The organism is Rhizobium sp. SG570 (assembly GCF_012275345.1).
Classification (GTDB): domain Bacteria; phylum Pseudomonadota; class Alphaproteobacteria; order Rhizobiales; family Rhizobiaceae; genus Rhizobium; species Rhizobium lusitanum.
In genome coordinates, this window is sequence record NZ_JAAZQI010000019.1 from 95,328 (window position 1) to 117,225 (window position 21,898).

10 protein-coding genes and 1 pseudogene are annotated in these 21,898 nt (G+C 57.1%); 8 read left to right on the forward strand and 3 right to left on the reverse strand.

Going from position 1 to position 21,898, the window contains the following annotated elements:
• Nucleotides 1-116: 116 nt before the first annotated feature.
• Complete coding sequence (locus tag FHT28_RS29155; RefSeq protein ID WP_210255905.1) at nucleotides 117-5,996, reverse strand: S-layer family protein; 5,880 nt, start codon at nucleotides 5,994-5,996, stop codon at nucleotides 117-119.
• An 891-nt stretch (nucleotides 5,997-6,887) separates the two neighbouring features.
• On the opposite strand from FHT28_RS29155, the gene FHT28_RS29160 reads away from it, so the two are divergent.
• The 3 genes from FHT28_RS29160 to FHT28_RS29170 all read left to right on the forward strand — a co-directional run bounded on the left by FHT28_RS29160 (nucleotide 6,888) and on the right by FHT28_RS29170 (nucleotide 12,236).
• Nucleotides 6,888-8,945, forward strand: a complete 2,058-nt coding sequence (locus FHT28_RS29160; RefSeq protein ID WP_047640994.1) for a hypothetical protein — start codon at nucleotides 6,888-6,890, stop codon at nucleotides 8,943-8,945.
• 28 nt (nucleotides 8,946-8,973) lie between these two features.
• Nucleotides 8,974-10,221, forward strand: a complete 1,248-nt coding sequence (locus FHT28_RS29165) for a hypothetical protein (RefSeq protein ID WP_168598108.1) — start codon at nucleotides 8,974-8,976, stop codon at nucleotides 10,219-10,221.
• 383 nt (nucleotides 10,222-10,604) lie between these two features.
• Complete coding sequence (locus tag FHT28_RS29170; protein ID WP_168598109.1) at nucleotides 10,605-12,236, forward strand: hypothetical protein; 1,632 nt, start codon at nucleotides 10,605-10,607, stop codon at nucleotides 12,234-12,236.
• 608 nt (nucleotides 12,237-12,844) lie between these two features.
• Here FHT28_RS29170 and FHT28_RS29175 read toward each other — a convergent pair.
• Nucleotides 12,845-13,687: a glycosyltransferase family 25 protein gene (locus FHT28_RS29175; protein WP_168598110.1), complete on the reverse strand. Its 843-nt coding sequence runs from the start codon at nucleotides 13,685-13,687 to the stop codon at nucleotides 12,845-12,847.
• Nucleotides 13,687-14,550, reverse strand: a pseudogene (locus tag FHT28_RS29180) (glycosyltransferase family 25 protein); the annotation flags it as partial. The gene FHT28_RS29175 and the pseudogene FHT28_RS29180, both read right to left, overlap by 1 nt.
• Nucleotides 14,551-15,290: 740 nt before the next feature.
• On the opposite strand from FHT28_RS29180, the gene FHT28_RS29185 reads away from it, so the two are divergent.
• From FHT28_RS29185 to FHT28_RS29205, 5 genes are all read left to right on the forward strand, one after another.
• Entirely contained in the window at nucleotides 15,291-15,968 is a 678-nt protein-coding gene (locus FHT28_RS29185) for a response regulator transcription factor (RefSeq protein WP_037200454.1), read from the forward strand.
• A gap of 2 nt (nucleotides 15,969-15,970) precedes the next feature.
• The gene (locus FHT28_RS29190; RefSeq protein ID WP_246704977.1) at nucleotides 15,971-17,278 is read left to right on the forward strand and encodes an ATP-binding protein; all 1,308 of its coding nucleotides are present in this window, start codon (nucleotides 15,971-15,973) and stop codon (nucleotides 17,276-17,278) included.
• A 255-nt stretch (nucleotides 17,279-17,533) separates the two neighbouring features.
• A complete protein-coding gene (locus FHT28_RS29195; RefSeq protein ID WP_052212692.1) occupies nucleotides 17,534-18,895 on the forward strand; it encodes an O-antigen ligase family protein in 1,362 nt (453 codons plus the stop codon).
• 201 nt (nucleotides 18,896-19,096) lie between these two features.
• Nucleotides 19,097-20,320, forward strand: a complete 1,224-nt coding sequence (locus tag FHT28_RS29200; protein WP_246704975.1) for a glycosyltransferase — start codon at nucleotides 19,097-19,099, stop codon at nucleotides 20,318-20,320.
• Nucleotides 20,310-21,806, forward strand: a complete 1,497-nt coding sequence (locus FHT28_RS29205; protein WP_168598112.1) for a glycosyltransferase family 39 protein — start codon at nucleotides 20,310-20,312, stop codon at nucleotides 21,804-21,806. The genes FHT28_RS29200 and FHT28_RS29205 overlap by 11 nt, the downstream gene beginning before the upstream one ends.
• The last annotated feature ends 92 nt before the right edge of the window (nucleotides 21,807-21,898 follow it).

Below are 21,898 nucleotides of genomic sequence, written 5' to 3' on the forward strand. Positions count from 1 at the left end.
ACCGCTCGCTGGGCTTCCGCCACATAGCCGATAAAAAGTTCACGGCGCCTTATAGGCGCCGTGAATATTTTCGTGTCGTTCGAGACTAATCGCACCGCAATCGCTGTGCGATTGGATTAGGCGGCGTGATAAGCCGCAATGACGGCTGCTACCTGATCAGTGTTCATAGCCTGCAGCTGTGTTGTCGTGATCGCTTGCAACTGACCGCTCGACAAGCTTCCGATATCCGTCGTCGACAGACCGGCAAGGGCTGTGGTGGTGATAGCCGCGATATCATCGGTTGAGAAGACCGCAATATCGGCCGTCGACAGCGCACCTATCTGACTTGAAGTCAAGGCTGCGGTCTGTGTCGAGCTCAAAGCCTCGACCTGTGTCGAGCTCAGTGCGCCGACCTGGGCGGTGGACAGACCCGTCACAGACTTTGTGCTGAGAGCACCAATCTGCGTGGTCGAAAGACCGGCGACGTTGTCCGTGGTCAGTGCACCGACCTGGGCAGCGCTGAGAGTGCCAACCTGAGAGGTGCTGAGCGCACCGACCTGGGTCGAGGTCAGAGCATGGATCTGCGTGGTCTTGAGCGTCGCGACCTGAGCCGTGGTCAAGGCGGCAGCCTGATCAGACGATAGTGTCGCAACGTTGGTCTCCGACAGTCCTCCGAGAGCGGCGGTGTTGATGGCGGCGATATCCGCCGTCGACAGACCAGCAAGCTCAGCGCTGCTCAAGGCACCGATCTGAGTGGAGTTCAGAGCACCGACCTGAGCCGTGGAGAGTGCCGCGACATTGGCCGAGCCGAGTGCGCCGACCTGAGCGGTGGTGAGACCGGTGATCGACTTGGAGCTGAGGGCCGCGGCCTGCGTGGTCGACAGGCCGGCGACATTGTCGGTAGTCAGAGCACCGACCTGGGTCGAACTGAAAGCTCCAACCTGAGAGGTGCTGAGCGCACCGACCTGGGTCGACGTCAGAGCATGGATCTGCGTGGTCTTGAGCGTCGCGACCTGAGCCGTCGTCAAGGCAGCAGCCTGATCAGACGACAGGGCTGCAACATTGGCCTCCGACAGTCCTCCGAGAGCGGCGGTGTTGATGGCGGCGATATCCGCCGTCGACAGACCAGCAAGCTCAGCGCTGCTCAAGGCACCGATCTGAGTGGAGTTCAGGGCACCGACCTGAGCCGTGCTGAGTGCCGCGACATTGGCCGAGCCAAGTACACCGACCTGAGCGGTGGTGAGACCGGTGATCGACTTGGCGCTGAGGGCCGAGGCCTGCGTGGTCGACAGGCCCGCAACATTGTCCGTGGTCAAGGCCCCGACCTGGGCAGCGCTGAGAGTGCCAACCTGAGAGGTGCTGAGCGCACCGACCTGGGTCGACGTCAGAGCATGGATCTGCGTGGTCTTGAGCGTCGCGACCTGAGCCGTGGTCAACGCAGCAGCCTGATCAGACGACAGGGCTGCAACATTGGCCTCCGACAGTCCTCCGAGAGCGGCGGTGTTGATGGCGGCGATATCCGCCGTCGACAGACCAGCAAGCTCAGCGCTGCTCAGAGCGCCGATCTGAGTGGAGTTCAGGGCACCGACCTGAGCCGTGCTGAGTGCCGCGACATTGGCCGAGCCAAGTACACCGACCTGAGCGGTGGTAAGACCGGTGATCGACTTGGCGCTGAGGGCTGCGGCCTGCGTGGTCGACAGGCCGGCGACATTGTCGGTGGTCAGAGCACCGACCTGGGTTGCGCTGAAAGCTCCAACCTGAGAGGTGCTGAGCGCACCGACCTGGGTCGAGGTCAGGGCGTTGACCTGCGTGGTCTTGAGTGTAGCAACCTGCGCCGTCGTCAAAGCGGCAGCCTGATCGGACGACAGGGCCGCGACATTGGCCGTCGACAGACCGGCAAGCGCCGCGGTGTTGATCGCTGCGATGTCGGCGGTCGAGAAGGTAGCGATGTCAGCCGTCGACAAGGCCCCGATTTGTGCGGAGTTCAACGAACCGACAAGCGTGGGGCTCAAAGCCTCGACCTGTGTCGAGCTTAGGGCACCGACCTGAGCGGTCGACAGACCCGTCACAGACTTTGAGGTGAGAGCACCAATCTGCGTGGTCGAAAGACCGGCGACGTTGTCCGTGGTCAAGGCCCCGACCTGGGCAGCGCTGAGAGTGCCGACCTGAGAGGTGCTGAGCGCACCGACCTGGCTCGACGTCAGAGCGTGGATCTGCGTGGTCTTGAGCGTCGCGACCTGAGCCGTGGTCAAGGCGGCAGCCTGATCAGACGACAGGGCTGCGACATTGGCCTCCGACAGTCCTCCGAGAGCGGCGGTGTTGATGGCGGCGATATCCGCCGTCGACAGACCAGCGAGTTCTGCGCTGCTCAAGGCACCGATCTGAGTGGAGTTCAGGGCACCGACCTGAGCCGTGGAGAGTGCCGCGACATTGGCCGAGCCGAGTGCGCCGACCTGAGCGGTGGTGAGACCGGTGATCGACTTGGCGCTGAGGGCTGCGGCCTGCGTGGTCGACAGGCCGGCGACATTGTCGGTGGTCAGAGCACCGACCTGGGTTGCGCTGAAAGCTCCAACCTGAGAGGTGCTGAGCGCACCGACCTGGGTCGAGGTCAGGGCGTTGACCTGCGTGGTCTTGAGTGTAGCAACCTGCGCCGTGGTCAAGGCGGCAGCCTGATCGGACGACAGGGCTGCGACATTGGCCGTCGACAGACCGGCAAGCGCCGCGGTGTTGATCGCTGCGATGTCGGCGGTCGAGAAGCTGGCGATGTCAGCGCTGCTCAAGGCACCAATTTGTGCGGAGTTCAACGAACCGACAAGCGCGGGGCTCAAAGCCTCGACCTGTGTCGAGCTCAGGGCACCGACCTGAGCGGTCGACAGACCTGTCACAGACTTTGAGGTGAGAGCACCAATCTGCGTGGTCGAAAGACCGGCGACATTGTCCGTGGTCAAGGCCCCGACCTGGGCAGCGCTGAGAGTGCCGACCTGAGAGGTGCTGAGCGCACCGACCTGGCTCGACGTCAGAGCATGGATCTGCGTGGTCTTCAGTGTAGCAACCTGTGCCGTCGTCAAGGCAGCTGCCTGGTCGGACGACAAGACCGCGACATTGGCCGTCGACAGTCCTCCGAGAGCGGCGGTGTTGATGGCGGCGATATCCGCCGTCGACAGACCGGCGATTTCGTCGCTGCTCAGAGCGCCGATCTGAGTGGAGTTCAGAGCACCGACCTGAGCCGTGGAGAGTGCCGCGACATTGGCCGAGCCGAGAACTCCGACCTGAGCGGTGGTAAGACCGGTGATCGACTTGGCGCTGAGGGCTGCGGCCTGCGTGGTCGACAGGCCGGCGACATTGTCGGTGGTCAGAGCACCGACCTGGGTTGCGCTGAAAGCTCCAACCTGAGAGGTGCTGAGCGCACCGACCTGGGTCGAGGTCAGGGCGTGGATCTGCGTGGTCTTGAGCGTAGCAACCTGTGCTGTCGTCAACGCAGCAGCCTGATCAGACGACAGGGCTGCAACATTGGCCTCCGACAGTCCTCCGAGAGCGGCGGTGTTGATGGCGGCGATATCCGCCGTCGACAGACCAGCAAGCTCAGCGCTGCTCAGAGCGCCGATCTGAGTGGAGTTCAGGGCACCGACCTGAGCCGTGCTGAGTGCCGCGACATTGGCCGAGCCGAGTGCGCCGACCTGAGCGGTGGTGAGACCGGTGATCGACTTGGCGCTAAGCGCTGCGGCCTGCGTGGTCGACAGGCCCGCGACATTGTCCGTGGTCAGAGCACCGACCTGGGTTGCGCTGAAAGCTCCAACCTGAGAGGTGCTGAGCGCACCGACCTGGGTCGACGTCAGAGCATGGATCTGCGTGGTCTTGAGCGTAGCAACCTGTGCCGTCGTCAAGGCAGCAGCCTGGTCAGACGACAGGACCGCGACATTGGCCGTCGACAGACCGGCAAGCGCCGCGGTGTTGATGGCGGCGATATCGGCGGTCGACAGACCGGCAAGCTCAGCGCTGCTCAAGGCACCGATCTGAGTGGAGTTCAGGGCACCGACCTGAGCCGTGGAGAGTGCCGCGACATTGGCCGAGCCAAGTACACCGACCTGAGCGGTGGTAAGACCGGTGATCGACTTGGCGCTGAGGGCTGCGGCCTGCGTGGTCGACAGGCCCGCGACATTGTCCGTGGTCAGAGCACCGACCTGAGCGGCGCTGAGAGTGCCAACCTGAGAGGTGCTGAGCGCACCGACCTGGGTCGAGGTCAGAGCGCTGACCTGCGTGGTCTTGAGTGTAGCAACCTGAGCCGTGGTCAAGGCAGCAGCCTGATCAGACGACAGGGCCGCGACATTGGCCGTCGACAGACCGGCAAGCGCCGCGGTGTTGATCGCTGCGATGTCGGCGGTCGAGAAGGTAGCGATGTCAGCCGTCGACAAGGCCCCGATTTGTGCGGAGTTCAACGAACCGACAAGCGTGGGGCTCAAAGCCTCGACCTGTGTCGAGCTTAGGGCACCGACCTGAGCGGTCGACAGACCCGTCACGGACTTTGAGGTGAGAGCACCAATCTGCGTGGTCGAAAGACCGGCGACATTGTCGGTCGTGAGGGCACCGACCTGAGCGGCACTCAAGGTGCCGACCTGAGAGGTGCTGAGCGCACCGACCTGGCTCGACGTCAGAGCATGGATCTGCGTGGTCTTGAGCGTAGCAACCTGTGCCGTGGTCAAAGCGGCAGCCTGATCGGACGACAAGACCGCGACATTGGCCGTCGACAGACCGGCAAGAGCGGCAGTCGTGATGGCGGCGATGTCGGCGGTCGAGAAGCTGGCGATATCGTCTGTCGACAAGGCACCGATCTGGGCAGAATTCAACGAACCGATAAGGACGGGGCTCAGCGCCTCGACCTGTGTCGAACTCAGCGCGCCGACCTGTGCGGTGGACAGACCCGTCACAGACTTTGAGGTGAGAGCACCAATCTGCGTGGTCGAAAGACCGGCGACGTTGTCGGTCGTGAGGGCACCGACCTGGGTCGAACTGAAAGTTCCGACCTGCGAGGTGCTGAGCGCACCGACCTGGGTCGATGTCAGAGCATGGATCTGCGTGGTCTTGAGCGTCGCGACCTGGGCCGTGGTCAAGGCAGCAGCCTGATCGGACGACAGGATTGCGATATTGGCCGTTGATAAGCTGCCCAGTGCTGCGGTGTTGATGGCAGCGATGTCAGCAGTCGACAGACCAGCGATCTCGGCGCTGCTCAAAGCACCGATCTGAGCAGAGTTCAGCGCGCCGACCTGAGCGGTCGTCAGGGCGGCAACCTTGTCGGAACCGAGCGCACCGACCTGGGCCGTGGTGAAGCCGGCGACCGACTTGGCGCTAAGCGCTGCAACCTGGGTGGTCGACAGGCCCGCGACATTGTCCGTGGTGAGAGCACCGACCTGGGTCGAACTGAAAGTTCCGACCTGCGAGGTGCTGAGCGCACCGACTTGGGTCGAGGTCAGAGCATGGATCTGAGTGGTTTTCAGCACAGCAACCTGTGCCGTGGTCAAGGCGGCAGCCTGATCGGACGACAAGACCGCGACATTGGCCGTCGACAGACCGGCAAGAGCGGCAGTCGTGATGGCGGCGATGTCGGCGGTCGAGAAGCCGGCAATGTCATCCGTCGACAAGGCGCCGATCTGGGCGGAGCTCAAGACGTGGACCTGTGAGGTGGTCAAAGCCTCAGCCTGCGACGAGCCAAATCCCCCAATCTGATCCGCGCTAAAGGCGGCGACCTGCTCTGTGCTCAGGTTTTCTATTTTTGTCGTGTCGAGAACCGCCAATTGGCTCAGGCTGAGACCCTTGATCGCGCTGGCGGATACCGCGCTCATCTGATCGGTCGTCAGGGCTGCGACCTCGTCGGTCTGCAGCGCTTTGATCTGTGATGAGGAAAGCGCTTTGATTTGCGTGGTGCTCAATGCTGCCACGTCACTGGTCGTGAGAGATGCGATGACGGTGGTGGAAAGAGATTTGATCTGATTGACGGTCAAAGAAGAAATGATTGAGGTCATTGGTGTGGGGGCCCCTAATGTTAACCTATAGCTGATGCCATTTCTCTGACGTCGACAGCGTAAAAGAGCGCGCCTGTCTCTTGACCGGGGCTTCGGACGCAGGTCGCGCCGAAACCCCGACACCCACGTGGTCAGAGGCGGTTATTGCGCCTGCCACTCAAGTGTCCTGCCGGACGGAAAGAATGTTGTGAGAAACATGGCTCGCGAAAGCCGAAGCGCTGGAAGGGCTTCATGCACGCAGGGTCCGTAACGACCCTGATCCCAACGCCTTCGTATAAACGTCTCGCTAGCGCTGAGCCGTTTGATCAAAATCTTGACTTCAGCACACGCTAATGTTGCGTCATCAGCCCGTGTCTTAACCAGAGAATTAATGGGCCGCCTTTAATTTACGGTTAACGTGGCACAACTTTTACCAGAAGCCACGAAAAACAACCGGGGATATACTTATATTAATCCACAATCCGCGAGAGAGCTTGCGGACATACAAGCTTAATTCCTGTATTCCGCGCGAAGAAATCAATCATTACGGCAAATTCAAATTAACTTTTGGGAAATACGCATTACTTTTTCAATATAACTGTTTATATCCCGCAATATATGGCATATAACATTAAAATAATTCTATAAATCTCACATATTTACATAACGCATAAAAAATATCACATTTTAATTGCAAAAATTTCCTTGGTTTATCTGAGTTATACATATCGCGCCGCCCAATAAGATCATTTGTTCGTTATTGATACAATAATTAATTAATAAAATCGAATATTGACCGCACATGCGCGAAATAGTGACAAGCTCAAAGCAAGCTAGCATCGATACACGAGAGCAATGCCACTTCCTCCGGCTTCGAACCCGACCGGAAGACCATTTACTGCTAGGATGCATATGCTCGTTAACAATGCAGTTGCCCCGGATGTTCCGCCTCCGCTCGTAGAGCTCCTGAACAGGGCGCGAAATCAGCACCTATCCCTTTCCGAGTTACTGCAACTCGTTGAGAGCCTCAGCGAGACGGGTCAAGCACGGCTGGCGTCAGAGCTTTACAGAACGTGGATCGCGTTCAACGACACGCATCCGTTGCTGCACGTTGTCTACTTCAATTACTCCGTCATTTTGCGGCAGTTGGGGGATGTGGCTGGAGCGATTCACGCGCTGCGCGCCTGTTTGAAAATTGATCCGCGATTCGGGCAGGCACACATCAACCTTGGTCGGGCACTCGAAGATTGCGGTTCAACCGGCCAGGCAGTCCAGCAATGGTACAGTTACCTGGATGCCACGAATGAAATCACGGCGGAACGAGCAGGTCATCGTTTGATGATGCTGCAGCATGTCGGCCGCGTTCTCGAAAACGCAGGTCATTTCGAAAAGGCAGAAACGGCGCTATGGCAAGCTATCGAGTTGCGGCCGGACAAAACCGAATCAGCTCAGCATTGGACGTCACTGCGGCAGCGCCAATGCAAATGGCCAACATTGGTTGGCTCGGATCATGTTTCAACACGACAATTGCTCGACGCGATGTCTCCGTTGACGCTTGCCTGCCACGTCGACGATCCCTTGTTTCAGCTTGCCAAAGCTTATCGCTACAATAAGCAACTGGTCGGACAACCCGATCTTAAGAACTTCCCACGCAAGCAGCCACGGATGAAAACCGGAACCGAACAGCGCTTGCGTGTCGGCTATGTATCGTCAGATTTGCGGGATCACGCTGTGGGCTTCGCGCTCAGCGAGGTTCTCGAGCTACATGACAAGCGTAGCGTCGAAGTTTTCGCTTATTATTGCGGTGAGCCGCGAACGAACGATGCGACACAGGAACGGATCAAAATCGCCATCGACTCTTGGCGTGATATTACCGGGCTCAGCGATATCGATGCGGCCGCACAGATTGGTGCGGACGAAATCGACATCCTCATCGACGTCAACGGCTATACAAAGCATGCGAGAACGGGAATCTTTGCCTTCCGCCCAGCCCCGGTGATCGTCAATTTCTGCGGCTACCCCGGTTCCATGGGCAGCCCCTATCATCAATATATCATTGCGGACGACCAAATCATTCCGCCCGAAAATGAAATCTATTTCACGGAAAAGGTGCTGCGGATCGCGTGTGATCAACCTGTCGATCGCAAACGGCTCATAGGCTCCCGGCCAAGCCGCCCGGAAGCAGGACTGCCTGAGAATAATTTTATATTTGCCTGCTTTAACGGCATGCAGAAAATCACCGCCGCATGCTTTGCTCGCTGGATGACGATACTTTCGGCAGTTCCCGACAGCGTTTTGTGGTTGCTTGGCGGCGATGACGATGTCAATCAGCGCCTGCGCCAAATAGCAGCGCAACATGGCGTTGCCGCCGAACGCCTAATTTTCGCGCCTAAGGCTGCCAACCCAGACCATCTTGCTCGAATTGGGTTGGCCGACCTCTTCCTCGATACCTTCCCTTACGGCGCTCACTCTACGGCATCAGATGCTCTGACGATGGGCTTGCCGGTTCTTACCTTTCCCGGGAGAGGCTTCGCCGCGCGTTTCTGCGCCAGCATCGTTTCTGCAGCGGGCGTCGGTGAACTGATTTGTCACGGACCGGATGATTATGTGGCGAAGGCCATCGATCTTGCGCGGCAATCTGGTCGGTTAAGGGCGATCAGAGAAGCATTGCAACGCCAGCGAGACACGAGCGCCTTGCGCGACATGCCGGGTACGGCACGGCGCCTTGAACAGTTGTTCTGGCAAATGCAGGGCGAATCTGAGCGTGGTGAAACTCCAACGCCGGATTTGCGTAATCTCGACCTATACTACGAAATCGGGGCGGAGATCGTTTTGGAGAATGTGGAGTTCCAAGACGACCGAACTTACAGGCACCGATACATCGAAAAGTTGATCCAGCGGCACGACTATACACCAGTCTCGCCCGACGGCCGCCTGTGGGCAGAGCTGCCACTCCAAATCCGTAACTAACGCACTCATTTCAAGCAGTGAGAATTGTATGGCCCCTGTTGTACTTGTGACATTTGCCGGCAGGCAGAAGAGAATGGAAATTCTGAACGACTACATCCGCGAAGCGATGGATCGCGGAATAATAGACGAGTGGCATATTTGGGATTTCACGCGTTCACAGAACGACCATGAATGGATCAGCCGCGAATTTGGCCCGGCGCGCTATATGGGATCCGGCGCCCAATATCAGTTGGCGGGAGCCGTTACCAACCAGTCTTGGTTCCGCGCGAGCGCGTCGATCACCAATGATCTTCATATTGCGATCTTGCCACATGATGATAGCGACCACTTTTTCGAAATCGTCATAGGCGGCTGGGACAATCAGTATACGGCTCTGCGCAAACTTCCGCGCAGTGAATTGATGAATTCCGAACGTCCAAATGATTCGGCGACATGGACGAGGTCAACGCCTGGTATTCTCTCTCCGGGTATGCCTAATCAGATCGTTCTCAAAAGTGACGCGGGCGGTGTTCAACTACACGTCAATCACGTGCTCGTCGGCCAATGGCAGGAAATCAATTTGCCATTTGGCGCATCGATCATGGTGCGTGGAGGATGGGGTGCCGGTTTGGAGCTCGGCAACTCCGGCTCACGCATACAGCGTTTCCTCGGCAATCCGGACGAGAGGCCCCCATACTGGCAGGCCTACAATTACTACGCAACCAGGCTGCAGAGGTTTTCGGATACGGTATTTTTGAAGTGTGACGATGACATTGTCTACGTGGACGTCGATAAGCTCGACGGCTTTATAGAATTTAGACGGAGCAACCCGAACTACTTCATCGTTTCGGCCAATGTCGTGAACAATGGAGTGTGTGCGTACTGGCAGCAGGTCGCAGGATCGCTTCCTGATCGGCTCGGCCAATTTGAACATCCGCCGGGAGGATTTGGTGGAAGCTTGTGGCAGAGCGGGAAGCGCGCGACTGAGCTCCATGACTTCTTCTTGCAAAGCCATGACAAGCGACTGCCGTTGCCTGCTCAGGTTGTTGAGTGGAAAGGGCGCCAGTCGATCAATTTTATTTCCTGGCTTGGGAAGGATTTGGTGCATATGGCGCTGCCAAAGGGCGATGATGAGGCCCAGTTGACGATCGATTTACCAGAGCTTCTGGGGCGTCTTACAGCTATCTATTCTGACTTTATGGTGAGCCATCTGAGTTTCGGCCCGCAAGAAAACGGACTTGATGTCGACCGCCTGATCGATGCCTACGGTGCCTTGATGCAGGCAAGGAGAAAATAGCCCCCGCCCCTCTCGCGTGCTTGAACTACCCCAGATCACTCGGCGCGGCATCACAGTTGGTATGTTGGCGGCTTTTAAAATTTCCGCTCCAAAGAATCTCCATGTAATGCGAATCAACGTGAAGCCCGCTAGGGTAAATTTTAAATTAACGGATGCTGCAACTCTTGGGATACTCGCATTCCTAGACGCCGGAACACTCTTTCCGTCTAACGGGACGCTCAAATGGTCGATGCCAATAGCGGCTTCTGATCATAACAGTTACGCGAACTTCAGGAGCAAGCACATCCAAGGCAGTTGCCAAAAGACCCGCGTGCTCCCTTCACACCATCGGTTGCGGAGAGGTGACATTTGAAATCGGTTAATATTGCGGAGCCCACACGCTAATGACCTCAATCATTTCTTCTCTGACCGCCAACCAGATCAGATCTCTTTCCACCACGGTAATCGCGTCTCTGACCACCAATGACATGGCCGCGCTGAGCTCCACGCAGGTCAAGACGCTTTCGTCAGCTCAGATTGCTGCCTTGCGGACCGATGATATCGCAATCCTGACGACCGGGCAGATCAGTGCCATATCCGTTAGCGCGATCAAGGGCCTCAGTCTGAGCCAGTTGGCCGTTCTTGACGCGACCAGGATTGCGAGCCTTGGCACGGCACAAGTCACGGCCCTGAGCACCAATCAAATCGAGGATTTGGATTCTTCACAGATTGAGGCTTTGACATCGTCCCAATTTGGAGCCTTTGGCTCGGCGCAGGTCGCGGCCTTGTCGACCGCCGATATCGCGGAATTATCGACCGCCGATATTGCGGCGATCACTCCAACAGCAATGTCCGGACTGTCGACGGACGATGTCGCCGCGCTTTCTACTGGCCAGCTCGCCGCCCTGAAGACGGGTCAGATCGCAGCCCTGAAGACCAGCCAGGTCAAAGTGCTGACCACCCTCCAGATCACCACGTTGACCGCTGCCCAGATCGGTGCTTTCAGCTCGGTGCAGGTCGCGGCCCTGACCACCGCCGATATTTCAGAATTGACGACCGCCGATATTGCAGCGATCACTTCAACAGCAATGTCCGGACTGTCGGCGGCCAATGTCGCCGCACTTTCTACTGGCCAGTTCGCCGCGCTGAAGACAGGTCAGATCGCAGCCCTGAAAACCAGCCAGGTCAAAGTGCTGACCACCCTCCAGGTCACTACGTTGACCACTGCCCAGATCGGTGCTTTCGGCTCTGCGCAAGTCGCGGCTCTGACCACCGACAATATTGCAGCCCTCTCGACCGGCCAGATCTCCGCTCTAAGCTCGAGGTCCGTGGCAGGGCTCACCACCGCCCAGATCGACACCTTGAGCTCCAGCCAGATTGAAGCTCTCGGCTCCGCACTTGTCGGAGTCCTCGGCTCGGCGCAGGTCGCGGCCCTGACGACTGCAGATATTGCCGAATTGTCGACCGCCAGTATTGCAGCGATCACTTCAGCAGCAATGTCCGGACTATCGGCGGCCAACATCGCAGCACTTTCTACTGGCCAAGTCGCCGTCCTGAAGACGGGTCAAATCGCAGCCCTGAAGACTAGCCAGGTCAAAGTGCTGACCACCCTCCAGGTCACTACGTTGACCACTGCCCAGATCGGTGCTTTCGGCTCTGCGCAAGTCGCGGCTCTGACCACCGACAATATTGCAGCCCTCTCGACCAGCCAGATCGCCGCCCTAAGCTCGAGGTCCGTGGCAGGGCTCACCACCGCCCAGATCGACACTTTGAGCTCCAGCCAGATTGGGGCTTTCGGCACAGCACAGGTCAGAGCCTTTGGCTCGGCGCAGGTCGCAGCCCTGACGACCGCAGATATTGCAGAATTGTCGACCGCCAATATCGCAGCCATTAATCGAACGGCATTATCGGGGTTGTCGACAACGGATATCGCGAACCTGAAGAGTGATCAATTGTTGGCGATCACAACTGCTCAGTTGCAAGCGCTGGATTCGGGACAGGTTGGCGCAATCATCGCGGCGTATCATGCTGTCTGATGGGCTTGTCATCTAAGCAACTCATCAAGGTTATGCAGGATCCTTCGAGAAATGAGCTGCGACCATTCCAATCAGCCCGCGGACGTGCTGATTGGAGCAAGTTGACATCGCCGTCGCTGGCACGATCTGCCGGATATCCGCCGCCGTGACCTCCGTGAAGGCGATTGCCCATCGACAAGACTCCGAAATCGTCATGAGCGCTATCTGGAATTGTTATCCCTCTGGGCCGAAAATAGGCCCGGAGGGATAAGTCGCTTGGGCAGGGCCCGAAATCGGATCTGCAATCGGACCAACCAAATTCGATCTTTCCAGACAGCAGTATACCCATCGGCGGCCGATCAGCTCGGCAACCAGCACCACGCTCGCAGCCTGCGCCGCATTTGCCGTATAAATACCGGCCGCGAGCGCGATGATTGGCATTTGCTGGGGCCTTTAGAGCGTTTTGTTTCTTTACGCATTCCAGATGGAAAACCGCTTCGCACTTTTCCTGGAAATGCTCTAGTGTCGGGCCTTGCCGGAGCTAACGTTCAATTCTCGTCCACTCCTGTCCGACAGTTTACAGTTTCGTAAAGTAGCCGACGCAGTCTCGAAGGGGCCTCGGCTTGCCGCTAGGCATCCGTGGGATGATGCTGACTTCGGGCAAACGCTGAGGATTGCGCCGGGGCGTCAAGCCGATGACTGTCCGCAGACGGCCGCCTCCATCGGCTCTCCCAAATCTCCAGCACGTACCGAACGCGACGGCAATATTCGGCGGCCCGCAAAAGGTGAGTGGGCAAGCGCTTCGGACCAAAGAACTTGGCCCGGTTGTAGTCCACCCTTTTTCCGATCTGGCTGTTACGGCTGTGGTTCATCAAGCTCACGACGTTGCGGCGGACGCTCAAGACATTCGCGCCGTGGTGCCAGCCTCTTTCAAGCGCGACATCGAAGGGAAAGCTCATAATGCGCAGCAACGGCAAAACCTTGGCTGCGCCTCGGCTGGTGATGACGTAACAGGCGGCCGAACCTTGCGGCCCATGCAGGCAACGGCCCATCTCGTCACCAAACACGCTTGTCGCGATACCGAGAAAGCCGCTGCTTCGATGATTGAAGAGTTTAACGACGTCCGCATTTGGAACAGCCTCAAGGATAGCGATCGTCCTTTCCACCAGATCGGCCGGGATGTCGATGTCGTCCTCCATGACCAGAGCCGCATCGAAATCGCTCTCGAGAAAAATGGAGAGGCATCCGATATGGCTGCGGTAGCAGCCATATTCGCCCGGGAGGAGCGCTCGCCCGCCGTGCCGAGCAAAGCCTTTCCAATCGACGTCCCGAAAATCCTTCTGTGACAGCTCGCGCCCATCCGTGGCGGCCATCCTGATGACGTCTATGCCGCATTCACCGGCTTTGGAATGCACGACAGCCCATCGATCGACCGACCTGTCCAGATTGATGACGTACACCCCCAGTTTCATCACATCTCGCTAACCTGCTTGGCAGGGTTGTTCACAAGAGATACTCCCCCTGCCTCGACCTTTTCTGTCCCGGGCAGTGCAACTTCCATCCGCGCACTCGTGAGATGGCCAAGCAATCGAGCGAGCCGTGCCGATAACCGCATGGTCTCGATAAAGATCCGATAGGGCATTACCGTCAAATAGTGCCCTCGGGACCTGTGATAGGTTCGGCGCCGTCCCTGGATCTGCGAAGGCAGGCCCAATTGCTGATTGACCGGGATGGGAACGACGAAGGCCGATTTCAGTTGGGCGAAGAACTCAAGATCGAGCGCCAAGTCGAACGGCAGTTGCATCGGCATGAGCCTGTCGACAAACCAATCTGCAGCCCGACGATTGATAATGTAGGCACCGGAACCCTTCTCCCGGGTTAATGCTACCGCCAGATCTCTACCTTCCGTCAGCCGGGAGAAGCGGAACTTTCGCCCGTCGCTGACCGTGGAAAGGCGCAGAATATCCCATTTTTCGGTCTGTGCGAGCGCTGCATCCAGCAACTCCACGAAGTCATCCGGAAACTCGAGATCATCTTCCAGAATAAGAGCAAACTTGCTGTTCGAGGCGAGAAGACGTCTCGCACATTCGATATGACTCAAGTAGCAGCCGACTTCCGCTGGATTGCGCCTGCGGCCATGCTTGAAACGAAAGGCAAACTCGTCGAAGCCCTGTATCGGAAATTCGATGGCCCGGCCGTCAACCGCCGCCACCCGTTCGAAATACAAGCCGATGCTCCCTAACTTCTGTTGCATCGCAACCAGCCGATCGGTTGCCCGATCGAGATTAATCAGAAATATCTTAAGTGACGCTTCCCCAGGCTTCGCACCGATCATGCCAGATTCGCTCCAACTAGCGGCATTACCGCCGCATCGGAAGCGACCATGTTCAGCCCGACTTACGGGACACTTACGAAATCCTGGCGAAAAGATGGAATCTGGCCTCACTCACTGGCCAACCCCATCCCAGAATTCCTGTCCACGAGAGTGGCTCCAAGTGTCACCATTTCTCCAGCAGCATCGCAACCGCAGCATTTCAGGCTGGTGACAGTAACGCACTCTAAGCTAACGCGTGGTCTGATGGTCGAAGCTTCGTCCCAAAAGGAAGGAGTTGCGCTGTCGAGGTCATTTCCATGCACGCAGCTTGCGGGAAAGCGGCCGACCTTCTTTGAGACAAAGCGCACAGGCATATGATTCAATCGATGAACATTGTCCCCGCCGGGATTTCCGGCACGACATCGCCTTTGATCCGCCGGTTTACGCAATCGCCGCCCGCTGCGGGCTTTAAAGCGCCGCTCGCGCCACAATCGCACCCTTTCCCAAATGGCAGGTTGCCTGGCTCGAACGCTCCGGATGGCGTGACGAACCTGAGATTCGAATGCTTCGCCGGGCTCATAAGGCGAAAAACGCTGCTGACCCGTCGCGCCATGCGAGACGTCCGCGAGTCACGTGCAGCGGTCAATAAGAGTCCGGACCGCTTGAATGGTCTCGAAGCCCAAAGGCAGCAGGCCTATTGCCGGACCATTGTTGCCTTACGGCGCTCCGTTCTCACGGTTGCAATATAGATAGGACATGCCATGCGTGTATTATTGGTCGAAGACAATGCAAAACTTGCCGCGGTGACCCATGATGCCATGCGCGCTTATGGCTTCACCGTCGACCACGTCTCCAACGCACATGATGCCGAAGAGGCCGCCGCAACGGTCGACTACGACTCCATCATACTGGACCTTGGTCTGCCCGATCGCGATGGCCTGACCCTGATCGAGCCGCTACGAAGGACGGCACCGTCGGCGCCGCTTCTGATTCTAACCGCCCGCGATGCGTCGAGCTCGATTATCGATGCGCTCGACAGCGGCGCCGACGACTATCTTTGCAAGCCATTTGTCATGGGAGTGCTGATTTCTCGCCTGCGCGCGATTATGCGCCGTGGCCAACCCCGCCATGGTACCATCCTGCAGCACGGTGACATTACTTTCGATCCAAGCCAATACTCCGCCTCCGTCGGCAAGACACAGCTTGCCCTCAGCCGCCGCGAGTTTGCCGCGCTGCATCTTTTTTTGCGACGCCCCAATCATGTGCTGTCGAAGGCGGAGGTCGAAGAGGCAATCTATGGCTTCGGCGACGAACTGAGCTCCAACGCCATTGAGGTTTTGCTGCATCGGTTACGCAAAAAGCTTCAAGGCGCTGGGTCGGTCCTCTACATCCATAACATGCGCGGCATCGGCTATATGCTTGTGGAAAAGCGTCCTTGAAGATGTGGCGTCTGACACTTCTGCAGCGGTTGATCCTGGCAATGTCGATTGTTGCCTTCGTCGCGATCTGTGCAAGCGTAGTATTTCTGTACATCCGCTTTCAAGCCTCGAATGATACGTTCCGCGAGGAGACGCTTTCAACGTTTGCAGAGGATCTGCGGCGGGAACTGGCGGTAGACCCGAAACTTTCGAGCTCCCGTGCAACGACGGCCAAGGCGCGCATCCGTGCGCTGCACGGTCAGTATGCCGTTTTGGGGCGTGACGGGCGTATCATCGATTCTTCCGGCCTGCAGGAGTCATTGATTCCTTATATTGGTGATCGAGCTCAATATTTTGAACTTCCACCGCATGACGACCAGAAAACGCTGTTCGGCATATCCATTCCAATTGCGTTGCCTGGCTCTGTAGGGGCCATACAGGTTGCCTTCCCTAAAACGCACGTCACATTCGACAGTGTCCTGGAAGAGTTCGTCCGCGATATTGCCTGGATCTGGATCCCGTTCGTGATGGTGCTGTTGGCGACAAACATCGCTGTCCTGGGCTTTGCGCTACGACCATTGCGCAAAGCGGCACAAGAGGCCGCACAAATCGGCCCGTCAAGCATTGCGACACGACTAACGGAGAGTGGTATGCCCAACGACGTTCTGGCGTTGGTCAAATCGGTAAATGCTGCCCTCGACCGGCTTCAAGGCGGATTTCTTTCTCTGGAACGCTTCTCTGGGCAATTGGCCCATGAACTACGCACGCCGCTCGCCATCGCCAAGACACGTTTATCCTTGTCGCAGGATCAGATCGCACGCGCAGTAGAGAGGGATTTCGAAGACGTCGAACGCGTCATAACACAACTGGTTGATCGGGTACGCGTGCGGACACTCCATTATGAAGCAGCCGACATCGTGGATCTGGGAGGAGTAGCAACCGACGTGGCCCGCTATCTGGCGCCCATGATCGTGGGAGCCGGCCGCAACATTGAGCTGAAGATCGAGAACGGACCCGTTCTCGTCAGTGGTGCCAAGGACTTCATATTTCGAGCGCTTCGCAATCTGGTCGAGAACGCGCTGCATCACAGTCCTGAGAATGGAATGATCACTATCACAGTCTTCAACGTCGGCATCAGTGTCGCCGACCAAGGTCCCGGCTTCACGAAAGGGAGACTAAGAGAAGAGATCGGAATGTTGGGGAAGACGGATCGTGAAGATGGCTTAGGCCTCGGTCTTTCCATTGTCGGGGAGACAATGGCCGCGCATGATGGACGGATCGTGCTGGCGAACTTGCCGTCTGGCGGAGCAGTCGCAACCATGGCCTTCTAGTTGCCGATACCTTCTCCATTGAATTGGAGCGTCCCGGCTTTCGCATCGCCGAAGTCCAATGCCAAGCCGGGGACAATGAACGTCAAATTGGGCGGTTGCCACAGCAACTTATCGAAGCCCACCTTCACGAGGAGTGCCGCCTGGTATATTTCCGCGAAAGCAGAGATCGAGCTTCAATTGACTAAACGAGCGGAATGATGATGGTTCGGAAACGTACGCAGCGCCGATCGGCAGGGGAATTTGCAAGGTAACAGCATGAACGTTCGCATCCAATCCTCCCGTCCGAACCCATCTTTTGCAAGAGTATGGGTCTATACCGCAGATGTGCTCTGGCTCTTTGTCATGTCAGCATCCCTGGTCGAAAGCTACGCTTACCGCTACGCCGGCACGCTGCTGTTGATATTGTCGCTTATTCTGTATGCGAGATCCAAGCCAAGACCATCGATAGATTGGCAGGGTTGGCTCTGCCTAGCATGGGGAACCTACGCATTTTTGCGATATGTTCTACAGTTCGCGCTTCAAGCCGACCACCCGGTTGGCGACCATGATGTGCTTTTTCTCATGCCATTGGTGTTTCCACCGCTGGCGCTCGTACTATTCCGGTGCTGGTCTCACCTCGAAAGGCTTGTTGCTGTCTATTTTGGCATTGCACTCATAGTTCTGCTCTTGAGCCTACGCCTCAACGCCATTCTTGAGGGTGAGACAGTTATCCCCCTGATACAGCATAATCAAATACATGGAGCGGTTTGCTGCGGTGTGATTCTCATTGGCGCCATCTTTTGGCTTCTACACTATCTTACCGAGGATACGTGCAATCGCACGATCAAGATTTATGCTTCCGTCGTGTCTCCTTGTATCTGCGCCCTCTGCCTTCTCGGGATATATGGGGCGAAATCGAAAGGTGTTTGGCTTTCGCTTCTTCCGGTATTACCCATAGTCGGTTTTATCGCTATGCGTGCTTTGAAGCATCGGTTGGTGGTCCCGGTCGCGCTCCTCCTTGTGGCGTTGCTCGGCGGCGGTTTGTATATCGTCAGGAACAATGTCGTCCACACCGCCGGACCGACGATTGCTGCGACTATCACCATGCTCAAGGACGCCGGCTCGACCGAGCAGATCGGCAGCGCAGTCTCTCATTCGATAGACAGCGGCGCCACGCCGATTGGCATGAACCAGCGCCTTCAGCTCTGGGCAAATGCTTGGGAATTGTTTTCCACCGCACCCATCTTCGGTTGGGGGAGCGAGTGGCTGGAGCTTTGGCCGCATACCTATTATCCAAATGCGGGATATACGTTCATGCACAACGGCTATCTTGAAATCCTCATTCGATATGGGCTCTTCGGAGCGGCGTTCTTAGGCGTCATGCTGGCGTGCTTTTGCTTTAACGTCCGGCGCGCGGCCAGCCTGAGGATTATCCCCAATCATGCGATGCATGCCTACTTTCTGATCATCCTTTTTTTCAGCTTCACCATCCTCAGCAACTCGAATAACCGGCTCGCCAGCGGGGAAAGCCTGTCGATTTTGACTGCCGCCTTTGCATTGGCATGTCGGTTAAAAATTCGAACATACGGGGGCACCGCGCCTTTGGGCGTATCCGGAGAGGTAGTCCCTATCGCTTGAAGGGCGCTGAGCCACCTTTCCGACAAAATCAAACCTCGCTTTCGCCGCTGTTCTATAAGCCTGTCGTAAGTCAAGGTTTTCATGGTCAGTTCCACGAGTACAAAGAGTCGTGGGCGCTTGAAACCTTATGCATCACATTGTTTGGCGGCCCGGAGCCGGTTGGCTTCAACCCAGTCAGTTCCGTCTGCAAGGCGCACGCCATTGAGCGGGTTCAACGACGACATGTGTCCTGCTCTAAGCGAACAATGGTCGAGGCGGATAAATTCGTCACAACCAGAAACGATGCATGCCCCCTTCAGCCAGGATCCGCCGGTCCGTAAAGACGCGCAGGAGGATGCAAGCCCGCCTGCTCTGTCGATCATTATCCCGACGTTCAACGAAGTGGACAATATCCGCCCCTTGGTGGGGCGCCTTCATGAAACGCTTGTTGGGATTGAATGGGAGGTCATTTTCGTTGACGACGATTCCGCAGATCATACCATTGATATCATTCGCAGGATATCGCTGCAGGACCGTCGCGTGCGGGGAATAAGACGCGTCAACCGGCGTGGTCTGGCGGGTGCATGCCTGGAAGGGATTCTTTCCAGTTCCGCTCCCATTGTCGCCGTTATGGATGCCGATCTCCAACACGACGAAACCTGCTTGCCCAAGATGTTTCGTATGATAAGCACCACGTCGGCAGATCTGGTCGTTGCAACGCGATATAGCGAGCCACCCCAGCATGTTGACGGCTTCACCAGATTGCGCCAGGCCGGAAGCATATTGGCAACCGGAATTGCACAAAGACTGCTCCCGACACCCACCAGCGATCCGATGAGTGGCTTTTTCATGGTCAAGCGTGGGATTGTCGAAGCTGCAGCACCAAGGCTTTCGCTACACGGCTTCAAGATATTGCTGGATATCCTGACGTCTTCACCCTGCCCCCCGACCATCGCGGAAGTGGATTACGACTTCCGTCCGCGACTGCATGGCGAGAGCAAGCTCGATGCAATGATCGTCATGGAATACCTTGGATTGATCGTCGCAAAGCTAACTGGTGATCTCATAACGCCACGTTTTCTGATGTTCTGCGTCGTGGGATCAATCGGCTTGGCTGTCCACCTGACCGTGCTACGGCTCCTTCTACTAGACGAGCTCTCCTTTCCGGTTGCGCAAACATTCGCGATGATGAGCGCCGTTCTGTCCAACTATACGCTGAACAACGCGCTGACGTATCGAGACAGACGCCGACGTGGATGGCGCTACCTAACCGGCCTTGCAGTGTTCTCCTTGCTTTGCAGTTTTGGGGTTTTCGCCGGCGTCGGTCTATCGACGCTCATCTACGATCAGGAACCCTATTGGTGGTTGGATGGTATCGGGGGAGCGGTCATCGGCGCCGTATGGAACTATGTCACAAGCTCGGCGATTACCTGGCGTGCAAGATAAGAAAACCTTCCGGGAACTGCCTCCGCTATCCAAGATCATAACTATCCTCATCGCTCTAACTGTCTTCAGATTATGGGCGATGGCACACTTCGATCTTGTTCCGGATGAGGCCTATTACTGGCTGTGGTCGCGCGTGCCGTCTGCGGGCTATTACGACCATCCGCCGATGATTGCCTGGTGGATTTGGATCTCGACCCATCTGCTCGGAGACACCCTTCTGGGTGTTCGCGCGCTAGCGGTCGGTTCGGTTTTTGTAACCTCGATTGCCGTTTACGGGGCTGCCCGCGAGCTCTTCGATGACCCGAAGATTGCCGGCGTTGCGGCCATATGGCTGAACGCGATGCTTTTGATGAGCCTTGCGGCCATGTTTGCAACGCCGGATGCGCCCTCCACTATGTTCTGGGCGCTAACGCTGTGGGCCATCGCGCGGCTTCGCAGCGTCGAGCTGCCAAGACTGTGGCTCTTGATCGGCTTGCTGGTCGGTCTGGGATGTGTAGCAAAATACACAAATCTCTTTATGGTTCCGGGGGTTCTGCTTTGGTTGGGTTTGGATCCCAAGGCACGCAGGTGGCGATTCAGCCTATGGACGCTAATGGGAGGTGTTGTTGCGCTCCTGACATTCAGTCCCGTCTTGATTTGGAACGCGAGCCACGGCTGGATCTCATTTGCCAAACAGTTCGGCCGCATAGCAGATCAGCATCCCGGCTTTTCATACTTTGGCGAGTTCATCGTTGCCCAATTCGGCCTGCTCAATCCGCTGATCGCGATTTTTGCCACGCTTGCGATCTACCGGTGGCTGCGAGTTCCCAAATCGCACCTATCCAAGTCGGTTACCTTCCTGATTTTACTCAATGGGCCGCTCGTTGTTTACATGATATTCCACGCGCTGCATGACCGCGTGCATGCAAACTGGCCGGCCCCGGCATACCCCGCCATCGCAATCCTCGCCGCAGTTGCGGAAGCCCGAGTTACTGATCGCAAGCATCTGAGACGACTGTCATACTGGGTTTCTCCAGTGGGTATCGGGCTCTCGTCGCTATTGCTGCTTTACTTCGCAACGCCGTGGGGAAAGACCTTCCCGCTGCATAGTCCGGCAGATACCCTTTTGGGCTGGCAGGAATTTTCTGCACGGTTGGAGACGATCCGCAAGAATTCTGGCGCAGAATGGATAGCAACAACCGATTACGGGTTGACGGGGGAGCTGGCCTTCGAGCTCAGGGACGGTCGTCCCGTCATGCAGATCGTCGATCGGCAGCGGTTCTTCTTTGAAACTCCTGATCAATCCTTGATCAACAAACCTGCGTTGCTGGTGATATCGGCCAACGCAGGCCAAGTCGAGCGCTACGCAAGTTGCTTTGACGCATCCACGCAATTGGGCACCCTGGCGCGTCAGGCCGGCAATCGTGTCATTCAGGACTATTTGGTTCTGAAAGTTCAGGGCGCTCCAGAAGGCATGCCGTCGGACGGTTGCGATAGAAAGCCTTAGGTTCCAAACCCAATCATGCATTTGATTTTGCTTGAACTGTATGATTCAATCTGGATATTTGAAGGAGATTGGCTCATGGCAGGAGAATTCTG